Genomic DNA, 19213 nt, shown 5'->3' with positions numbered 1-19213 from the left:
TCGGCGCTTGGGTGAAAGGAGGAGGGGCGAAATCTCCCACGGTCTGTACTGCGTCAACAGTCAGAATCGGGCTTTGTCCCTTCTCCTCCCTTCAAGTCCTAGCATACAAGCGGGCTTGCTCGCGAAGACGGCCTGACCGTCAACACAGTTGGACCGTGTATATATCCATTGCTGCGGTAACGGCCACTTAGGGTTCCGCTCTGACGGCGGGTCACTTTTGGAAAAGAGCCCCCAAAGTAACCAAAAGGGCTCTTGCCCCACCACTCGGCACCTCGCTTAGGCTCGGTGTGCCCGTAATCCGCCAGTGATTTGGGGGGCCGCCGCCACGCGCCATCCATGGCGCGGGGCGGCTAAACCGGCATCCCTGCCGGTTTACCCCCCAAATCCCTGTCGAATTCCGGCCAGCGTGGTTTAACGGGGCGCCTAAGATCAAAAGCAGATCAAGAGCAGATCAAGAGCGGCTCGCTTCGCATCGTGAGTACGTTTGGCGGCGCCGGTCGCCACTGTTGCTTCAGCAACAGCAGATCCACAAATCACTGCGATACCAGACACTGGCAAGCCAGCGCTTCAATCATCCTTTTTGCCTCGTAACCTCCACGCTACGGGCATTTGCCTGCCCCTGGCACGCTTGCTGCGTAAGCCCTTGTACATCCCTTGTGCGAGGTACCGTCCGATGAGTCAGCAAGCCGTGAAATTTGCCTATTGGGTACCCAACGTCAGCGGTGGGTTGGTCGTCAGTAAGATTGAACAGCGCACCCACTGGGGCATCGAGTACAACCGCAAGCTGGCGCAGCTGGCGGAGGCGGCGGGCTTTGAGTATGGCTTGACGCAGATTCGCTTCACCGCAGGCTATGGCGCCGAGAACCAGCATGAGTCCGTGGCGTTCAGCCATGCGTTGCTCGCGGCAACCACCACCCTCAAGGTCATCGCGGCGATTCTGCCCGGGCCGTGGCAACCGGCGTTGGCGGCCAAGCAATTGGCGACCATCGACCAACTCACCAATGGCCGTATTGCGGTGAATATCGTCAGTGGCTGGTTCAAGGGCGAGTTCCAGGCCATTGGCGAGCATTGGCTGGAGCATGATGAGCGCTATCGGCGTTCCGAAGAGTTTATTCGTGCCCTCAAAGGCATCTGGACCCAGGACGATTTCACCTTCAAGGGCGATTTCTATCGCTTCAACCAGTACACCCTCAAGCCCAAGCCCCTGGGCCAGCCGGAGATTTTCCAGGGCGGCAGTTCGCGGGCGGCTCGGGACATGGCGGCCCGGGTGTCGGATTGGTATTTCACCAACGGCAACACGCCCGAAGGCGTCAAGGCCCAGGTCGATGATATCCGCGCCAAGGCCGCTGCCAACCACCACTCGGTGAAGGTGGGGGTGAACGCCTTTGTGATCGCCCGCGACACGGAGGAGGAGGCGCGGGCGGTGCTGGCGCAGATCATCGACCAAGCCGACCCGGAGGCGGTCAATGCCTTTGGTGACGCGGCCAGGCAAGCAGGCAAGGCGTCGCCGGAGGGCGAGGGTAACTGGGCCAAGTCCAGCTTTGAGGACCTGGTGCAATACAACGATGGCTTCAAGACCAACCTGATCGGCACACCGCAGCAGATCGCCGAGCGCATCGTCGCACTCAAGGCCGTGGGGGTGGACTTGGTGCTTGCAGGCTTTCTGCACTTCCAGGAAGAAGTGGAGTATTTCGGCCAGCGTGTATTGCCGCTGGTGCGCGAGCTTGAAGCCAAGGCCACTGTAGGCGCGAGCTCGCTCGCGAAAAGCGTGAACGAAAAGGTGGGTAGCCTGGTTTAACGCGCGGTCCCTGAGGCCTTCGCGAGCAAGCTCGCTCCTACAGGGTTTGAGGGGTGTGAAGGTTTTGAGGGGTTTGCAAGGTCAGCACTTCAAATCCATCCGCCGTCACCGCCACGGTATGTTCCCATTGCGCCGAGAGGCTGTTGTCCTTGGTGACCACCGTCCAGCCGTCTTTCAGGCTGCGAGTTTTGGCGCTGCCCTGGTTAAGCATCGGTTCGATGGTAAACACCATGCCCTCGCGCAGTTCCAGGCCGGTGCCAGGCCGGCCGAAGTGCAGGATTTGCGGCTCTTCGTGCATTTGCCGGCCGATGCCGTGGCCGCAGTATTCGCGCACTACGCTGTAGCCGTTGGCTTGCGCATGGTTCTGGATCGCATGGCCGATATCGCCCAGGCGCGCGCCGGGCTTGACCTGGCGGATACCGGCCCACATCGCCTCGAACGTCATGTCCACCAGGCGCCTGGCCTTGGGTGTTACGTTGCCGATCATGTACATCTTGCTGGAATCGGCAATGAAGCCGCCTTTTTCCAGGGTGATGTCGATGTTGATGATGTCGCCGTCCTTGAGAAACTGCTTGGCGCTGGGCATGCCGTGGCACACCACCTCGTTGATCGAGGTGTTGATGCAAAAGGGGTAGTCGTATTGCCCCAGGCTGGCAGGGCGGGCCTTGAGGTCATTGCGGATGAAGGCTTCGACGGTGCTGTCCAGCTCCAGGGTAGAGCGGCCGGCGGCGACGAAGCCGTCGAGCATGTCGAATACTTGCGCCAACAGGCGCCCGGCTTCACGCATTACGGCCAACTGTGCGGGCGTCTTGATCATCAGCTACGCCCCCGGATCAGGTCGGGTTTGTCCAGCAGCAGCTTGTTGATCAGCTCGTTGTAGGGCAGGTGCGGGTTGAGTTCGGCGAGCAGGCCGATCTTGATCCAGAACTCGGCCTGGGCGTTGATGGAGCGGTCCATGGCGGCGCTGGCCAGGCGCAGTTGTTCGTGCAGCTGATCGGTAATCTTGACGATGCCCATGAGGTTCACTGTGTTTAATTGATATACGAATCGTATATGTTTCGTATGTTTATCGCAAACCTCCGTCGGCTGAACGGTGGCGGGCTGATTGGTTGCGATATGTTGCCGAAAACGGATTTCCACATAAACGCCTGTCCCCCACGCTAAGGGTTAAACGTTTAATCGATGTAGTTCGACGATGATGCCAAAAAGAGCGTTTTGTTTAATATGAGCAAGCGGCTTGCTTATGAGGAAAGGTTACAACCACAGCGGTTTTTGCCGAGTAGGCTTACTGATTGAAAGCGTCTTCCAAGGTTGGCAAGACGTGGCAGGCAAGTGCCTGTCGGTTACATATACAGGTTGGCAGTCTCAAAAAAGGAGAGGTTAGCCATGCTTTCAGAACTAGAGCTTCGCAGCATTATTGAAGGAAGTTTCCTGCCTAAACGGTGCGAGTGCACCAAAGCCGAGGATGCGTCGTTGACCATCAGGGTCTACGACGAGCGCGACCGTGACCGGGTGGATTTGGAAGTCAAAGGTATAAACGCTGACAAACTCGACAGCAGTCGAGCCATTTGCAACCTGATCACCGGGTTGCGTGAGGACCTCAGGCACCACCACGCACCGGTCCTGCAACGAGCAGGCGGGCGCGGTTATCACTAGTTGATCGCTTGAGGGTCAATTGAGACCGTGGGCCTGGTATGTGCCAGGCCCAACGCTGACAAGACTTCAGCTTTACCAGCTCACTCTCACGCCGATACTACCGCTGGCGCCCTCAAAGTTATTGTCGTCCAGCCCGGTTCCATATTTGCCCTCCACATAGGCGCTAACCGCGGATGACAATTGAGCCACAGCACCGACGCCAATATCAGCCGTGGATGACTTGTGATCGCTTTTGATCCGGTCGACCTCGTCGTACGTCACCGTGTCGCTCCCGCCGAAGGTGTGCCAGACATTGGCCCGCAGGTACGGCTCCACCGGTGTGTTGCTGACCAGATAGCGGCCCTTGAGGCGCGCGCCGAGGCGGCCGGTCCAGTACTCCTGAGAGTCAAACGAGACCTTGGAAATACCATCGTGCTGGCTATCCAGGTCGATCTTCTGGCCGATCACCTGCGCCTGTGGCTCCACGACCCAATGCTCGGACAGCGTGATCGGGTAGCCGGCCTCGGCGGATAACGCCAGGGCGTGGCCCTTGGTGTCCATCTTCACGCCTCGGTCGGACTTGTTGTCGCCGTCCAGGCGCGTGCCCATGGCAACCAGGTCGACGTACCAGCCGGTGGGATCAGTGAGGGTCCAGTAGGCGCCGACATTGTCGCCGTCGAGTTTGACTCGCCCGGAACGATGGTTTTGCCAGCCCAGCGCAAACCCTTTGACGTCGCCGCGCAGGCGACTCTGGCCGATAAACAGGCCAAAGCGTTGCGTCTGCCCGCCACTGGTTTGGGCGGCGTAGAGATCATGACCCACCTGGAAGCCTCTGGACGTGCCGTCGAAACTGGGCGCCACCATGCCCGACCAGCTCTTGTTGAAGTCACTGCCGTAGGCACGGCCCCAACCTGCCGGCACTGCACCGGTCTCGGTCAGCAGGCTTTGCTCGCCCTGGCGTTCATGAAAGGTGCCGAGGGCTTGCAGCGTCATGACCTGCGCCGCCGGGATGTCCACTGAATAGATCGGCACTTCCGGGCGATACAACGGAATCGGCTTGGCACCGGGGATAGCGGTCGGCAATGGCGGGTTGCTCGCCGCGGACTGCGGTGAGTGGGCCGCCGCAACCTGGTTGGGTGCTGGCGCAGGGGACTCGACCGGTGCTACCGGTTGCGCGGTCGGGGGTTCGACAGGCGGCTCGTCCGGGTCGACGGCTGGCGGATTTGCCGGAATGGGCGCTACGGGCGCAGCGGGCATCACGGGCGGCGTCGGCGTCACCACGGCTGGCGGTTGCACCGCGACCACCGAGGATCGCAGGTACCAGTTGTTTTCCTTGCCCGCGATGGTGCCGCCATGGAATAGGAAATACTGATAGGCCCCAGCGGATACCGGGCCATTCAAAGCGAACGCATCGTTGCTGCTGACCGCACCGTTAAGCGCCTGGACCACCTCGATTCCGTCATTGCGGGTAAGCCCACCGACACCGCCGAGGTTGCTGACGGCCAATTGCGTGTGGCCGCTGATGCTGCCGTCGGTCACCACCAGTTTGTCGGTGGCAGAGTTTTCATCGCCGAGTACGGTTTGCAGATGCAACTGGCCGTTGTTGCCCACGTAGTTGCCATGCACCGTCAACACGCTGGTCGCGCTGTTGTCAGCGGTCATGTCGATCGTGCCGGCGTTATTGAACGTCACCCGTTGCCCGGCGGTGTAGGGGCGGATGCTGCCTTGTGTCACGGCCAGGGTACTGCTGCCGTCGATGTTGAATATGCCGGTTTTGCTGTCACTGTCACCGAAGAAAAAGTCCCCGACCAGGCCCAGGCGCGATTTGTTGGTGAGGTTGACGGTCTCCCAGCCAAGGTAGCGGCTGGCGGTGCTGGACGTCGTAGTATCGAAGGTCAGTTGATCGTTGCCCAGGCCACCGTCGATAGAGGGTGTGTGGGTCAGTGTGCTTTCACTCAAGCCTTGCAGCAGGGCGGTGTCGTCGCCATCACCCATCAATACCGCTGAGTTGATCTGGCCGCCACCCAGCCATTGGAACGTATCGTTGCCGACGCTGGCGCGAATCTCGCCATTGATCACGCCGCCCCTGACGGTGATGCTGTCATCACCGCCGCTGGTGCTGATATTGCCACCGATGAAACCGTCGAAAATGCGGATCGTGTCGATATCAAAGCCTGTGACCAGGTTGCCCAGGATTTTCCCCCCGGTCATTTCATAGAAATTCTTGTCCAGTTTCATATTGACGCGGCCAATGCTGCCACCGCGCTGGTAGGCCACATCGCCGTCTTCAAACGCGTCGTCGATTATGCCGTCATACATTTCAAGCAAGTCGCGGCCGTCGCCCTGGAGCAGGCCGCCTATTCGCCCACCCATCATGACGACACGATCAACACCGTCGCCTTGCTGCACGATCCCGGTGACCCAGCCGTCGCGGAGCTCCACCGTATCTATTCCAGGGCCAAAGGTCACATCGCCATTGATGGCGCCGCCTGTGGAGAGCGTCAGGCTGTTATCCCCGGAAAGATCGGTCAGGCCGGCACTACTGCCGTTGTTACACGTATAGGTGTCGTTACCGGTTCCCGGGGTGAGAACGCAGGCGGCGTGGGAGGGTTGAGGGATCATGTATTGCAATGAGATGAGGCCGACAGCTAAAACGGCCCGGGTCGAGAAACCACTGGGCTTTTGCATGGGGGTGTCCTAGGTTTGTTGTATTAACTGCTCCTGTTTTTGGGTTTAGCACAGTTTTTCAGTAGTGCAATTTTTTGGTACATGACGCGCAGGCCACGGAATACGTGGCCTGCGTGATGGCACTTTGGGTTTTTGCCCGCTCGGCTCAACCCAGTTGGTGACGATAGGGCAGGTCTGGGCCCGTCTTGCCGCAGGTCAGGGCGGCAGCCCGAATCGCGAAACCCAGCATGGCGTCGATCTGCTCGCGGCTCAGGTTTTGCAGCCCGTCAACTGAATCCAACTGCTGTTCCGTCAGCCACGCAATCAGCGCCGCCTGGAAGGTATCACCAGCGCCCACTGTATCGGCCATCACCACCTTGACCGCAGGTTGCGACCAGGTGCCATGCTGACGGCTGAATACCGACGCGCCGTCGCCGCCACGGGTGAGGAACACCAATTGGCAACGGTGTTGCAGCCAGCCTTGCAGCACGCTTTCCGGTGCCTGGTCGGGGTAGAGCAGGTGCAGGTCTTCGTCGCTGACCTTGATCAGGTCGGCGTGTTGCACCAGCTCTGCGACGCGCGCGCGCCACAGCTGAATATCGGGCTGCGGGTTAAGGCGCACGTTGGGGTCGAGGCTGATCAGGCGCTTGCCGCTTTCACGCTTGACCAGGTTCAGCAGCGTGTCACCAATGGGCTGTACCACCAGTGAAAACGAGCCCACATGCAGCCCGCGAATCTCATCGCCCAGGGGCGGCAGGTGCGTCAGTTGCAATTGCCGATCGGCGCAGCCTTCGCCGCGAAAGCTGTACTGCGGCGAGCCGTTGGCACCCACGGCGACCATCGCCAAGGTGGTCGGCGCGTCGAACTCCACCAGAAAGCCTTCGCTGATGCCTTCGTCTTTCAGTACCTGCTGCAAGCGCCTTCCGAGGTAATCGGTGGACAAGCCGGCAAAGAACGCCGACTCGATCCCCAGGCGCCGCAAACCCACCGCCACGTTGAACGGCGAGCCACCGGCAATCGCCTTGTAGTTGAGCTTGGCGGCCTGCCCGCTGGCATCCTCCTCGCTGAAGAAATCAAACAGCGCTTCACCACACACCAGATACATAGTTGCTCGCTCTTAAAGGGTTGCCACGTGCTGTTGATAACGCTCATACGCCTGTTGATAAGCGCTGACATTGGCCGCCACGGGTAAGGTACGGCTGGCAGGGTCAACGCTCACGCATTTGTCGCACAGGCTGGCCAGCGGTTCACCGCTCTGGCACCACGCCGCCTGGATCGCCGCGCCCAGGGCGGCGGCCTCGCTCTGTTCGGTACACACCACTTCGGTGTGCATGATATCGGCGACCATCTGCCGCCACAGCGGGCTTTTCGAGCCGCCACCGATCAGGCGGATGCTCTGGCTTTGCAGGCCGGTCTGGCGCAGCAGGTCGAGGCCATAACGCAGGCCGAAGGTGGTGCCTTCGACCACCGCGCGGCACAGGTTGGCCCGGGTCAGGTTGGTCATGGTCAGGCCCTGCAGGCTGCCAGTGGCGTGGGGCAGGGCGGGCACGCGTTCACCGTTGAGAAACGGCAGCATGCTCACCCCATCGGCGCCGATGGGCGCCTGTTCGACCAAGGCGTTGAAGGCGTCGAGGTCCAGTTCGAACAGCTCGCGGATCACGCCGGTGGCGTTGGTCAGGTTCATGGTGCAAATCAGCGGCAGCCAACCGCCGCTGGAGGAGCAGAAGGTCGCGACCGAGGCTTGGGGGCTGACGTTTGCCTGGTCGGCAAAGGCATACACGGTGCCCGATGAACCCAGGCTCATGGTGATCACCCCGGGGGCGATATTGCCGGTGCCAATGGCGCCCATCATATTGTCGCCGCCGCCACTGGACACCACCGCGTCAGGGTTGATGCCCAGGCGCTCGGCGATGGCCGGCAGGATCGTGCCCACCGCTTGGTCGGCTTCGATCAGTGTCGGCAACGCGGCTTGCAGGCGGCCGCTGGGGTCGATGTGCTGGAGCAATGCCACATCCCATTCGCGGCGGCGCACGTTGAAGTAACCGGTGCCCGACGCATCGCCATACTCGGCGCAGGCGCGGCCGGTGAGCCAGTAGTTGAGGTAATCGTGGGGCAGCAGGATATGGGCAATGCGCGCGAAGACGTCCGGGTGCTGTTCAAGGGTCCAGAGCAGCTTGGACACGGTGTAGCCCGGTGCGATGGCCACACCCAGGCGCTCCAGGGACCCACGTTCGCCCCCCAGATGCTGCAGCAGCCGGTCGTTCTCCGGCGTGGTTTCGGTGTCGCACCACAGCTTGGCCGGGCGCAACACTTCACCTTGTTCGTCCAGTAGCACCAGGCCGTGTTGCTGGCCGGACACGCCGATGCCGAGGATGTCCTGGCCGTCCACGCCGGCCTGTTGCAGCGCACGGTGGGTGGCGGCGGTGAAGGCGTCCAGCCACTCCTGGGTGTGTTGTTCACGACGGCCATTGGCGCCGCTGATCAAGCTGTGCGCGGCGGCGCCCAGGCCCAGCACCTTGCCGCTGGACGCATCGAGGACGATGGCTTTGGTGCCCTGGGTGCCGCAATCGATGCCGAGGTAGAGGTTTTGCTGGGTCATGAGGTGGGTGCTCAGCATTATTATTGGGTTGGAAATACGGTCGATGTGGGAGCTGGCTTGCCTGCGATAGCGGTGGTCCAGTCAACCCTGCAGTGACTGCCGGACCGCTATCGCAGGCAAGCCAGCTCCCACATGTTTAATCCGGTTTGTTCAGGAGGTTTTGCAGCGTGGCCGTGACGCCTTTGTCACGCAGGCTTGCATAGCAACGCTCGAACGCTGCCACAAACGCCGCCGACTTGGGAATAGCCGTGCCAAAAATCTCTTCCACCCCCAGCAACCGCTGGCTGATCAGCGCGTCATCGCTCACCAGCTCCTGGCAGAACGCTGCCCGTGGGTCCGGGATGCTGTAGCGCACGCCGTTTTCATCCACGCCTTTCAAGTACAACGCCCAGGCCGCCACCACCAGGGCCGCGCGTTCAGTCTCGCGGCAGTCGGCAATCAGGCGGTTGATGGTCGGCACGGTGAACTTGGGAAACTTCGATGAACCGTCGGAGCACACGCGCTCCAATTGGTCGGCAATCGCCTGGTTGGAAAAGCGCTCCACCAGGGTCTGCTTGTATTCGGTCAGGTCGATACCGGGCACCGGTGCCAGGTTCGGCGTGACGTCCAGGTCCATGTAGGCGCGCATATACGCCACGAACACGGGGTCGTTCATGGTCTCGTGAACGAACCGGTAGCCCTTGAGGAACCCCAGGTACGTGAGGGCCAGGTGGCTGCCGTTGAGCAGGCCGATTTTCATTTCTTCGTAAGGCGTGACGTCATCGGTGAACTGCACGCCGACCTTTTCCCAGGCCGGGCGACCGTTGACGAATTTGTCTTCCAGCACCCACTGCACAAACGGCTCGCACACCACCGGCCAGGCGTCGTCGATCCCGTGCTGGTCGTGCAGTTGCAGGCGGTGGGCGGTGCTGGTCATTGGCGTGATGCGGTCGACCATGGCATTCGGGAAGCTCACGTTGGCCTCAATCCAGTCATGCAGCCCGGCGTCGTGCAGGGCGGCGAAGGCCAGCAGGGCCTTGCGGGTGACGGCGCCGTTGTGGGGCAGGTTATCGCAGGACATCACCGTAAAGGCCGGGGTGCCGGCGGCGCGGCGCTGAGTCAGCGCGGCGCAGATAAAGCCGAACACGGTTTTCGGTGCCCTCGGGTGCGCCAGGTCATGCTGGATCTGCGGCAGGTGGGCCATGAACTCGCCGTTGCTGTCATCGATGCAGTAGCCGCCTTCGGTGATGGTCAGCGAGACGATGCGGATCTGCGGGCTGGCGAGCTTATCGATCAGCGCCTGGGCGCCGTCTTCGGCCAGCAGCATGTCGCTGATCGAGCCGATCACGCGCACTTGCGTGTCGTCGGTGTCGCCCAGTTCATACAGGGTGAACAAGTAATCCTGGCCGGCCAGGTCGTCGCGGGCCTTGCGGTCTTCACTGCGCAGGCCGACGCCGCAGATGCCCCAGTCCAGGCCTTCGCCGGTGTTCATCAGGGCATCGGTGTAAAACGCCTGGTGCGCACGGTGGAAACCGCCGACGCCAATGTGCGCGATGCCCTGGCGGGTGTCGGCAAGCGCGTAGGTCGGTACCTGCACTTCGGGCGCCAGTTGGGTGAGGTTGGCTTTATTCAATTTCATCGGGAAATACTCACGAAATCAGGCGGCAGCGCGCAGTGGGCGGGCCACGGCGACGCCATCGGTGTCGAACAGATGGCAGTGCGCCGGGTCCAGGTGCAGCTGCAGCGTCTCGCCGTATTGGCTGGCCATGTCGCCACGGATACGCATGGTCAACGGTTCACCGTTGCGGGTGATGACGTGGCAGAAGGTGTCGCTGCCCAGGCGCTCGCCGACGTCGGCGGTGACGGTCAGGGTGGTTTGCCCTGGCGTGGCCATTTCCAGGTGCTCGGGACGAATGCCCAGGGTCACCGCGCTGCCCACGCTCAGGGTGGCGCCGCTCAACGGCAGGCTGATCAGGGTGCCAGCGTCCAGTTGCACCTCGCAGCCTTGGCTGTCGACGCGGGTGACCTGGCCCTTGAGGAAGCCCATCTTCGGCGTGCCGAGAAAGCCCGCCACGAACAGGTTGGCCGGCTGGTGGTACAGCTCCAGCGGCGAGCCGACCTGTTCGATGCGCCCGCTGTTGAGCACCACCACCTTGTCGGCCAGGGTCATGGCTTCGACCTGGTCGTGGGTTACGTAGATCATGGTCGCTTGCAGTTCTTTATGCAGGCGCGCCAGTTCCAGGCGCATCTGCACACGCAGCGCCGCGTCGAGGTTGGACAGCGGTTCGTCGAACAGGAAGATCTTCGGGTTGCGCACAATCGCACGGCCAATCGCCACGCGCTGGCGCTGGCCACCCGAGAGCTGCTTGGGCTTGCGCTCCAGCAAAGGCCCCAGCTCAAGGATGCGCGCCGCTTCGCTGACTTTGCTCTCGACCAGTTTCTTGTCGACGCCCGCCAGGTCCAGGGCAAACGACATGTTCTTGCGCACGCTCATGTGCGGGTACAGCGCGTAGGTCTGGAACACCATGGCCAGGTCGCGCTTGGCCGGGGTGACTTCGGTGATGTCGCGGCCATCGAGCTCGATGGTACCTTCAGTGACTTCTTCCAGGCCGGCGATCAGGCGTAGCAGCGTGGACTTGCCACAACCCGACGGGCCGACAAACACCACGAACTCTTTGTCGTTCACTTCCAGGTCAATGCCCTTGATGATGGAAAAACCTTCGAAGCCTTTTTGCAGATTCTTGATTTTCAGGTTGGCCATGATGGGCCTCCTTTTCGAATTATTATTTGACGGCGCCAAAGGACAAACCGCGTACCAACTGCTTCTGGCTGATCCAGCCAAAGATCAGGATCGGCGCGCAGGCCAGGGTCGAGACGGCGGATAACTTGGCCCAGAACAAACCTTCGGGGCTGGAGTAAGAGGCGATCAAGGCGGTCAACGGCGCGGCGCTGGAGGAGGTCAAGTTCAGCGACCAGAACGCCTCGTTCCAGCACAGGATCAACGACAGCAACACCGTGGACGCCAGGCCACCCTTGGCGATGGGCAGCAGCACGCGGACCATTTCCTGCCACAGGGTGGCGCCGTCCAGGCGGGCGGCTTCGAGGATGTCCTTGGGGATATCTTTGAAGTAGGTGTACACCATCCACACCACAATCGGCAGGTTGATCAGGGTGTAGATGATGATCAGCGCAATGCGCGTGTCCAACAGGCCAAAGCTCTTGGCCAGCAGGTAGATCGGCATCAGCACGCCCACCGGCGGCAGCATCTTGGTGGACAACATCCACAGCAGCGTGCCCTTGGTACGCTGGGTTTCGTAGAACGCCATGGAGTAGGCGGCCGGCACCGAAATCAGCAGGCACAGGGCGGTAGCGCTGAACGAGATCACTACCGAATTCCAGGCATAGGCGAAGTAGTTGCTGCGCTCGTTGATGTGCAGGTAGTTCTCCAGCGTCGGCGTGAAGATGAACTGCGGCGGGGTGGCGAACGCGTCGATTTCGGTCTTGAAACTGGTCAGCACCATCCAGAAGATCGGAAAGAAAATCAGGATCGCGATGGCCCAGGCCAACGTGCCGAGCAACAGGCTTTGCAGGCGGCGGGATTGTTGAAGCGTCATGGCGCGGCCCTCAAGGCTTGTCAGTCAGGTTTTTGCCGATCATCCGCACCAGGATGATCGCCGCGATATTGGCGATGACCACGGCAATCAAGCCGCCGGCCGAGGCCATGCCCACGTCGAACTGCACCAGCGCCTGGTTGTAGATCAGGTAGGCGAGGTTGGTGGAGGCGTAGCCGGGGCCACCGTTGGTGGTGGTGAAGATTTCGGCGAACACCGAGAGCAGGAAGATGGTTTCGATCATCACCACCACGGCAATCGGGCGGGCCAGGTGGGGCAAGGTCAGGTGCCAGAAGATCGCAATGGCGCCGGCACCGTCCAGGCGTGCGGCTTCTTTTTGCTCCTGGTCCAGGGACTGCATGGCGGTCATCAGCAGCAGGATCGCGAAGGGCAGCCATTGCCACGACACAATGATGATGATCGACAGCAGCGGGTAATGCGCCAGCCAGTCCACCGGCTCGGCGCCGAAGAACTTCCATACGGCAGCGAGGATCCCCGACACCGGGTGAAAAATCAGGTTCTTCCAGATCAGCGCGCCCACGGTGGGCATGATGAAGAACGGCGAGATCAGCATCACCCGCACGATGCCGCGCCCCAGAAACTCACTGGCCTCCAGCAGCGCACTGATCAACACGCCGAACACCACGCTGATCAGCAACACGCTGCCCACCAGCAACAGGGTATTGGTGGCGCCGGGCAGGAAGCCCGAATCGGTGATGAAGTAGCTGAAGTTCTCCAGCCCCACGAATTGGTTTTCGCCGGGGTAGAGCAGGTTGTAGCGGATCAGCGAAAAGTACAGGGTCATGCCCAGCGGCACGATCATCCACAGCAGCAGCAAGGCCACCGAGGGGCTGACGAGAAACCAGCCGGGGTTGGCCAGGCGGTTTTTGGTGGGTGTATTCATGGTGATCAGAACCAGTCAGATGTATACAGAACTGTGGGAGCGGGCTTGCTCGCGAAGGCGGTGTGTCAGTCACGGATGCATCAACTGGAAGAACGCATTCGCGAGCAAGCCCGCTCCCACATTAATTACGGGGTTCCGTACTATTTAGGATAACCAGCCCGCTTCATTTCCCGCTCGGTGGTGTTCTGCGCGGCGGTCAATGCAGCATCGACGGTTTGCTGACCGGTCAACGCACCCGAGAAGAACTTGCCCACCTGGGTACCAATCGCCTGGAATTCCGGAATGGTCACCAACTGGATACCGATATACGGCACCGGTTTCTCGGTTGGCTTGGTCGGGTCGGCCACTTTCAGCGACTCCAGCGTCACCTTGGCGAACGGCGCGGCCTTCATGTACTCGTCGCTGTAGGTGGATTGGCGCGTACCGGGCGGCACGTTGGCGATGCCATCGGTCTTGGCCACGAGCTGGCCGTATTCCTTGGAGGTGGCCCAACTGGTGAACACCTTGGCGGCGTCCTTGGCCTTGGAACTGGTGGGGATCGCCAGGCTCCAGGAGTACAGCCACGAGGTGCCCTTGTCGGTTTTCTCATGGGGCGCGAAGGTAAAGCCCACATGGTCTGCGACCTTGCTCTGGCTCTTGTCGGTGACAAACGAGCCGGCCACGCTGGCATCCACCCAGATCGCGCACTTGCCGCTGTTGAACAGCGCCAGGTTTTCATTGAAGCCGTTGCTGGAGGCGCCCGGCGGGCCGGATTTTTTCATGTTGTCGACGTAGAAGTTCAGCGCATTCTTCCACTCGGGGCCGTTGAATTCTGGCTGCCACTTCTCATCGAACCAGCGCGCGCCGAAGCCGTTGGCCAGGGTGGTGATCAGCGCCATGTTCTCACCCCAACCGGCTTTGCCGCGCAGGCACAGGCCGTATTGCTCTTTGGATTTGTCGGTGAGTTTGGCGGCGAATTCGCCGATCTGGCTCCAGGTCGGGTGCTCGGGCATGCTCAGCCCGGCGTCCTTGAACAGGTCGGTGCGGTAATAGGTGATCGAGCTTTCGGCGTAGAACGGCAGGGCGTACAACGAGCCCTTGACCGACAAACCGTCACGCACCGAAGGGAACACATCGTCGAGGTCGTAGGACGCCGGCAAGTCCTTCATCGGCTCCAGCCACCCCTTGGCGCCCCAGAGTGCGGCTTCGTACATGCCGATGGTCAACACATCGAACTGCCCGCCTTGGGTGGCGATGTCGGTGGTCAGGCGTTGGCGCAGCACGTTTTCTTCGAGCACCACCCAGTTCAACTTGATCTCCGGATGCTCGGCCTCGAAGGTTTTCGAGAGCTTCTGCATGCGGATCATGTCGCTGTTATTGACGGTGGCAATGGTCAGGGTTTGCGCGCCAAGGCTGACGGCGCTGAGGGTCATGCAGGTGCAGGCAAGCAATGCTTTTGCTGTGAACTTCATCGCGCACTCCATTTCCGCGCCCAGGGGGCTACAGAAGGACGGTTATTGTTGTTGTGTCTTCCTACCAGGAGTCAGGAAGAGTGTGCGTTGATTACAGCCTTCAAAAGCGGCGGTGACAAATCCTTGGGAGCACGCTCACTGATACTTTTTTGCACTCGGTGATCGCCCTCAAACGAAGCTTGAGGGCGATCGATGCAGGATTTAGCGCTCGATATCAGCCAATACGCGTTCAGCCAACAACCTGGATACCTCAATCAACTGTGCAATACCCAGCGCACCTTCTCGTCGCGAGCCGTCGAGTTCAAAGGCGAAATCGCAGGTGAGGGCGTGGGCAGAGGCGAGGGATTCGCTGAGGTTGACGAGTAGGTCTTGGGTGCAGAGGCCGTCTTTAACGGTGAATAGCACGCTGGCAGGGGGATTTGGTGTGGGTTTGATCATGGTGAAACTCCGGAGATATTAAGGAGCTGCCATTGATCGCCGCGACGCGATGGGGGTGGCAGCTGTACGCGGGTTCGCGGACCGACTCTCCAGAACATCGGCATACCCGAAGGTATCCCGCGCACAGCCGCCATAGCGCCGCACAGTAGACGATAAAAAAGCGCCAACTGAAAGGACACACGACGCTTTTGCGTCTGAAGAAATACGGGCCGCGACGCCCGACCGCTGCGTTTGCAGCGGTGTAAGGAGACTAGAGATCGAGTGTCCTAGGGGCAACCTCAAAGGCTTGTAAGACGTTTCTGTTTCCCACTACCTAGACGAACGATCAACCTCAAGCCAAATTCTGCTCCGTCAACCGCTGCACCGCCAACCGCCGATAGTGAGACGGCGTCATCCCCTTAAGCTGCTGAAACCGCCGATTAAAGTTGGAAATATTATTAAACCCCGACTCAAAACACACATCCGTCACGGCCTTGTCCCCATCGGCCAGCAATTCACAGGACTTGCTGATACGCAGCCGATTGACGAATTCAATAAAAGTGCGCCCGGTCGCCTGTTTGAACACCCTGGAAAAATACGTTGGCTTCATCCCCAGGTACTCCGCCACTTCCTCAAGCGGCAGCTCGCGGGCGTAGTGGGCAAAGATGTAGTCCACCGCGCGGTTGGTGCGGTCGATGCTGTGTTCGTCGGCTTGCTGTGGCGTGGTCACGCCGGACAGTAACTGGTAGTCCTCACAGGCGCTCAACACTTCCAGCAAGATAAAGAAGTGCCCCAGGCGTGCCATGCCCCGGGCGTCTTCGATGCGTTGCATCAGGGTCATGGCGTGGGCGATGGTTTTTTTGCAGCGAAACTCGATGCCGTATTGCGCACGTTCAAGCAGCGGCGCCAGGCTTTTGAGTTCGGTGAAGATGTGGCTGCCGTGTTCGAACAATTCATCGGTGAAGTTCACCAGCATGTCGCGCTTGGGCACGACTTCGTCTTCTTCCACCTGGCTGATCCAGTTATGGGGCAGGTTGGGGCCGGTGAGGAACAGGCTTTCGGGGTAGAAGTTGCCGATGTAGTCGCCGATAAACACCTTGCCGGAGCTGGCGACGATCAGGTGCAGTTCGTATTCCTTGTGGAAATGCCAGCGCACCAGGGGGCAGGGGAAGCCGTGCTGGCGATAGATGATGGACAGGCCGTTGTGGTCGTCCATCAGCTCGTAGGAAGGGTCGGTGATGCGCGTTGCTCGGGTCATGCTGCCGTCGCTTTATTGTGGTTGCTGCGTAGGATAATGCCCCGTCCCGCGCGACCTCGCCAGCGCCAGTGTTTATAGGGTGCGGTTTTTGGCCTCGATCCACTGGGACATGTACTGGGTACTTTTATGCGCGTGGTGGCGCAGCATGCTGCCGGTGAAGTTGTCCCGGCGATGGACGGCAAGGTTGCTGCGGCAACGTTCCAGGCATTCCACCAAGGCGGGCCCGTGCACGTCCTGGTCATAGCGTCGGGCCAGCAGTTGGCGCCCATGCTCCTGGGCTTGAGTCCAGCGCTCGCGGTCTTGGTAAAGGGCCACGGCAGCGGCGGCCAGGGCCGGGGCGTCCTGTGCGATCACGCCGGGCCAGGGTTGGTCATCGCCCATGGCCTCGGCGCCGATGGGGGTGGGGACATTCGGCGTGCCACACAGCATGGCGTCCACCAACTTGCCCTTGATGCCGGCGCCAAAGCGCAGCGGTGCCAGGCAGATACGCGCGGCGGTCATGACGTGCAATGCATCTTCGGCCCAGTTCATCACATGGAAACCCTGCGCCGGGTTGTGCAGGGCGGTGGCCTTGGGCGGGGTGTAGGCGCCGTAGATGTGCAACTGCGCGCCCGGCAGTTGTTGGCGAATCAGTGGCCACAGGCTGTGCTTCATCCACAGCACCGCATCCCAGTTGGGCGCGTGGCGGAAGTTGCCGATGCTGAGGAAATGCGCACGGTCTTCAAAGGGCGCAAATGCAGCGCTGGGCGGTTGCAGCATCAACGGGCACCAGTGGAGCAGGGCGGCAGGCACCTTGAACTGTTCGGTGAGCAGGCGGATTTCCACGTCGGAGATCATCAGGCTGATGTCACAGCGGTAAATCGCGGCGATTTCGCGTTTGGCCAGGTCGGTATCGGCCATGCGCTGGAACTCGTCCTCCAATGCCGGCGCGAACAGGGCGCTGAAGTCGTCGCTGTCGGGGTTGGCTTTCACCTGCTCCTTGAAACGCTGGTGGCGAGCGTCGCGCAGGCTTTGCAGGTCGGAGGTCTCCAGCACCCGCAGCGCGTCGGGGCAGCATTGTTCCACGCGCCAGCCGAATTGCTCCTCCATCATGAAACGGTCGAACAGCACAATGTCCGGGGCCAGTTCGCGGACAAAGTCATCGAAACTGCTGTTATTCAGTTCGATGGCGCGTTCGGCGATCCCGAGTGCGGGCAAGTCGGCCTTGTGCTCGCCAATGGTGGCGGGGCTGCTGAAGGTAATGTCCCAACCTTGCGTAAGAAAACTCTCAAGGATTTGCATCATATGCCCGCCCGCTGCAGAAGAACGGGGTTCGGGCCAGACGTAGCCAATGACCAGGACTTTGGTGGCGGGTTGATGCATGAAATGAGTCCTTCGTGCCGTCGGGGCGGGCCTAAAAAAGCGGCTGATTAAATCACACTTTTGCGGCGCAACAAGCCTTGCGAGGAAATGCTGATTAATGCGTGGATTTTAATTGCGAAATGAGCTTGTGGCCTGTCAACGTTCACAGTTATCGCGGCTTGTGCAGGGTGTTAGGTTCGCTACAGCTTTCCGGATGTAGGGCGGTCGGAAACTCATCAAATCGTTTTCAGGAGGTGCCTACCATGGATGACCATGAACAAACCAACAAGGGGAACGCGGTTGAAGCTGACTGGCATAACGTCACATTGACAAGGGGTGTTACCGGCTATAGCGGCAATTTGCGTATCAGGTTTCAGCGCTCAGGTAACACGCTGACGTTGACAACCGAGGACTACATGATCAAGGGCGATAGTTCACGTAACAAAGCCAATATTAATTACGATGTCAAGGTCGGCAACAACACTGTATGGGACCTGGACTCGCCCGATGACCGTATGCAGGATGGGCAGTGGCATACTTGGTCAAACTACAAGTCAGTAGCGATTCCGAGCGGGACTCAGACGATAACGTTCAGGGCAGAGTTTATCTTTGATATGTCCGGACCCGATGATCGGGCAATAGCGACGCATGCCGTAAGCATCTAGCTCGCGAGCGCCAACGTCTTGCCGGGCACCCCCGGTGCCCGGCATTTCCTATCTATCGAACTGAATCTATATCAGCGCAATTTCGGCGGGTAAGCACGTGTTCGCGCCCGATTCCAGGCGGTGTCGGTATTGATCATGCGTGGGGACATGACAATTTGTGTCTGGCGGTAGGTAGCTTCGGCACTTTGTGGTTAACTTCCGCCTCTCGAATTCGTTTAACCAAACCCAGCATAAGGATTCTGTTCATGGCTCAAGTCACTCTTAAAGGCAACCCGGTCCAGGTTGAAGGCGATTTGCCGAAAGTCGGCGCAAAAGCCGCAGACTTCACCCTGACCGCCGGCGATCTGTCCAACGCCACCCTGGCTACCTTTGCCGGCAAGCGCAAAGTGCTGAACATCTTCCCAAGCGTTGACACCCCAACCTGCGCCACTTCGGTGCGCAAGTTCAACGCCCAGGCCAACGACGTGGCCAACACCGTGGTGCTGTGCATCTCCACCGACCTGCCATTCGCCCAGGCACGTTTCTGCGGCTCCGAAGGCCTGGAAAACGTGAAGAACCTGTCGGACTTCCGTGATTCGGACTTCGCTGTTGATTACGGTGTGGCCATTGCCGACGGCCCGCTCAAAGGCCTGACCGCACGCGCTGTCGTGGTACTGGACGAAAACGACAACGTGCTGCACAGCGAGCTGGTCAAGGAAATCGCTGAAGAGCCAAACTACGACGCCGCCCTGGCTGTGTTGAAGTAACTGTTTCTACGTATGACTGTCGTTTGGCAGTAACACGTATGATGCATGATTGCGGCCTGGCCTAGTCCAGGCCGTTTTTATTTGAGCGTCAGCGGCTTAGCGAAATAGCCGGTGGACTAAGATCAAAAGTTAAACGTTGTAA

Annotated in this window: 17 protein-coding genes; 4 read left to right on the top strand and 13 right to left on the bottom strand. The window is 60.3% G+C overall.

Annotation, left to right across the window (positions count from 1 at the left end):
• The first annotated feature begins 673 nt into the window (after positions 1 to 673).
• Entirely contained in the window at positions 674 to 1798 is a 1125-nt protein-coding gene (gene sfnG, locus MF6394_RS27760; RefSeq protein WP_078467964.1) for a dimethylsulfone monooxygenase SfnG, read from the top strand.
• Between the two features lie 37 nt (positions 1799 to 1835).
• Here the strand turns inward: sfnG and map are convergent, their stop codons facing one another.
• Together map and MF6394_RS27750 are read right to left on the bottom strand one after the other, a co-directional pair.
• Complete coding sequence (gene map, locus MF6394_RS27755) at positions 1836 to 2615, bottom strand: type I methionyl aminopeptidase (RefSeq protein WP_078467963.1); 780 nt, start codon at positions 2613 to 2615, stop codon at positions 1836 to 1838.
• Positions 2615 to 2815 carry a ParD-like family protein gene (locus MF6394_RS27750; protein WP_003190946.1) on the bottom strand — a complete coding sequence of 67 codons (201 nt, stop codon included), beginning with the start codon at positions 2813 to 2815 and terminating at the stop codon, positions 2615 to 2617. The genes map and MF6394_RS27750 overlap by 1 nt, the downstream gene beginning before the upstream one ends.
• A 369-nt stretch (positions 2816 to 3184) precedes the next feature.
• On the opposite strand from MF6394_RS27750, the gene MF6394_RS27745 reads away from it, so the two are divergent.
• Positions 3185 to 3454: a DUF1652 domain-containing protein gene (locus tag MF6394_RS27745; RefSeq protein ID WP_044273505.1), complete on the top strand. Its 270-nt coding sequence runs from the start codon at positions 3185 to 3187 to the stop codon at positions 3452 to 3454.
• 72 nt (positions 3455 to 3526) lie between these two features.
• Here MF6394_RS27745 and MF6394_RS27740 read toward each other — a convergent pair whose 3' ends face one another.
• From MF6394_RS27740 to MF6394_RS27690, 11 genes are all read right to left on the bottom strand, one after another.
• Positions 3527 to 6121, bottom strand: a complete 2595-nt coding sequence (locus tag MF6394_RS27740; RefSeq protein WP_078467962.1) for an autotransporter family protein — start codon at positions 6119 to 6121, stop codon at positions 3527 to 3529.
• A gap of 145 nt (positions 6122 to 6266) precedes the next feature.
• Complete coding sequence (locus tag MF6394_RS27735; protein ID WP_078467961.1) at positions 6267 to 7205, bottom strand: carbohydrate kinase family protein; 939 nt, start codon at positions 7203 to 7205, stop codon at positions 6267 to 6269.
• A gap of 12 nt (positions 7206 to 7217) precedes the next feature.
• Positions 7218 to 8699 carry a xylulokinase gene (gene xylB, locus MF6394_RS27730; protein ID WP_078467960.1) on the bottom strand — a complete coding sequence of 494 codons (1482 nt, stop codon included), beginning with the start codon at positions 8697 to 8699 and terminating at the stop codon, positions 7218 to 7220.
• A gap of 136 nt (positions 8700 to 8835) precedes the next feature.
• Positions 8836 to 10317, bottom strand: coding sequence for a mannitol dehydrogenase family protein (locus MF6394_RS27725; RefSeq protein ID WP_078467959.1), 1482 nt, complete (start codon positions 10315 to 10317; stop codon positions 8836 to 8838).
• Between the two features lie 18 nt (positions 10318 to 10335).
• Positions 10336 to 11439, bottom strand: a complete 1104-nt coding sequence (locus MF6394_RS27720; protein WP_078467958.1) for an ABC transporter ATP-binding protein — start codon at positions 11437 to 11439, stop codon at positions 10336 to 10338.
• Between the two features lie 22 nt (positions 11440 to 11461).
• Positions 11462 to 12292, bottom strand: coding sequence for a carbohydrate ABC transporter permease (locus MF6394_RS27715; RefSeq protein WP_005788583.1), 831 nt, complete (start codon positions 12290 to 12292; stop codon positions 11462 to 11464).
• A 10-nt stretch (positions 12293 to 12302) separates the two neighbouring features.
• On the bottom strand, positions 12303 to 13193 hold the full coding sequence (locus tag MF6394_RS27710) for a carbohydrate ABC transporter permease (protein WP_014718700.1): 891 nt from the start codon (positions 13191 to 13193) through the stop codon (positions 12303 to 12305).
• A 140-nt stretch (positions 13194 to 13333) separates the two neighbouring features.
• Positions 13334 to 14644 carry an ABC transporter substrate-binding protein gene (locus tag MF6394_RS27705; protein ID WP_032892053.1) on the bottom strand — a complete coding sequence of 437 codons (1311 nt, stop codon included), beginning with the start codon at positions 14642 to 14644 and terminating at the stop codon, positions 13334 to 13336.
• 201 nt (positions 14645 to 14845) lie between these two features.
• The gene (locus MF6394_RS27700) at positions 14846 to 15082 is read right to left on the bottom strand and encodes a DUF6124 family protein (RefSeq protein ID WP_047710742.1); all 237 of its coding nucleotides are present in this window, start codon (positions 15080 to 15082) and stop codon (positions 14846 to 14848) included.
• A 331-nt stretch (positions 15083 to 15413) separates the two neighbouring features.
• A complete protein-coding gene (locus tag MF6394_RS27695) occupies positions 15414 to 16319 on the bottom strand; it encodes an AraC family transcriptional regulator (RefSeq protein ID WP_047710743.1) in 906 nt (301 codons plus the stop codon).
• Positions 16320 to 16391: 72 nt separating this feature from the next.
• Positions 16392 to 17681, bottom strand: coding sequence for a glycosyltransferase (locus MF6394_RS27690; RefSeq protein ID WP_078467957.1), 1290 nt, complete (start codon positions 17679 to 17681; stop codon positions 16392 to 16394).
• Positions 17682 to 17923: 242 nt separating this feature from the next.
• Between MF6394_RS27690 and MF6394_RS27685 the strand changes: the two genes are divergently transcribed.
• Both MF6394_RS27685 and tpx read left to right on the top strand, forming a co-directional pair.
• Positions 17924 to 18325: a hypothetical protein gene (locus MF6394_RS27685; RefSeq protein WP_044273517.1), complete on the top strand. Its 402-nt coding sequence runs from the start codon at positions 17924 to 17926 to the stop codon at positions 18323 to 18325.
• 245 nt (positions 18326 to 18570) lie between these two features.
• A complete protein-coding gene (gene tpx, locus MF6394_RS27680) occupies positions 18571 to 19071 on the top strand; it encodes a thiol peroxidase (RefSeq protein ID WP_032892046.1) in 501 nt (166 codons plus the stop codon).
• Positions 19072 to 19213: the final 142 nt, after the last annotated feature.

It is taken from the genome of Pseudomonas sp. MF6394, from assembly GCF_002018845.1.
Classification (GTDB): domain Bacteria; phylum Pseudomonadota; class Gammaproteobacteria; order Pseudomonadales; family Pseudomonadaceae; genus Aquipseudomonas; species Aquipseudomonas lactis.
Note: the sequence above shows the minus strand (reverse complement) of the source record. Positions and strands in the feature narration are given on the sequence as shown.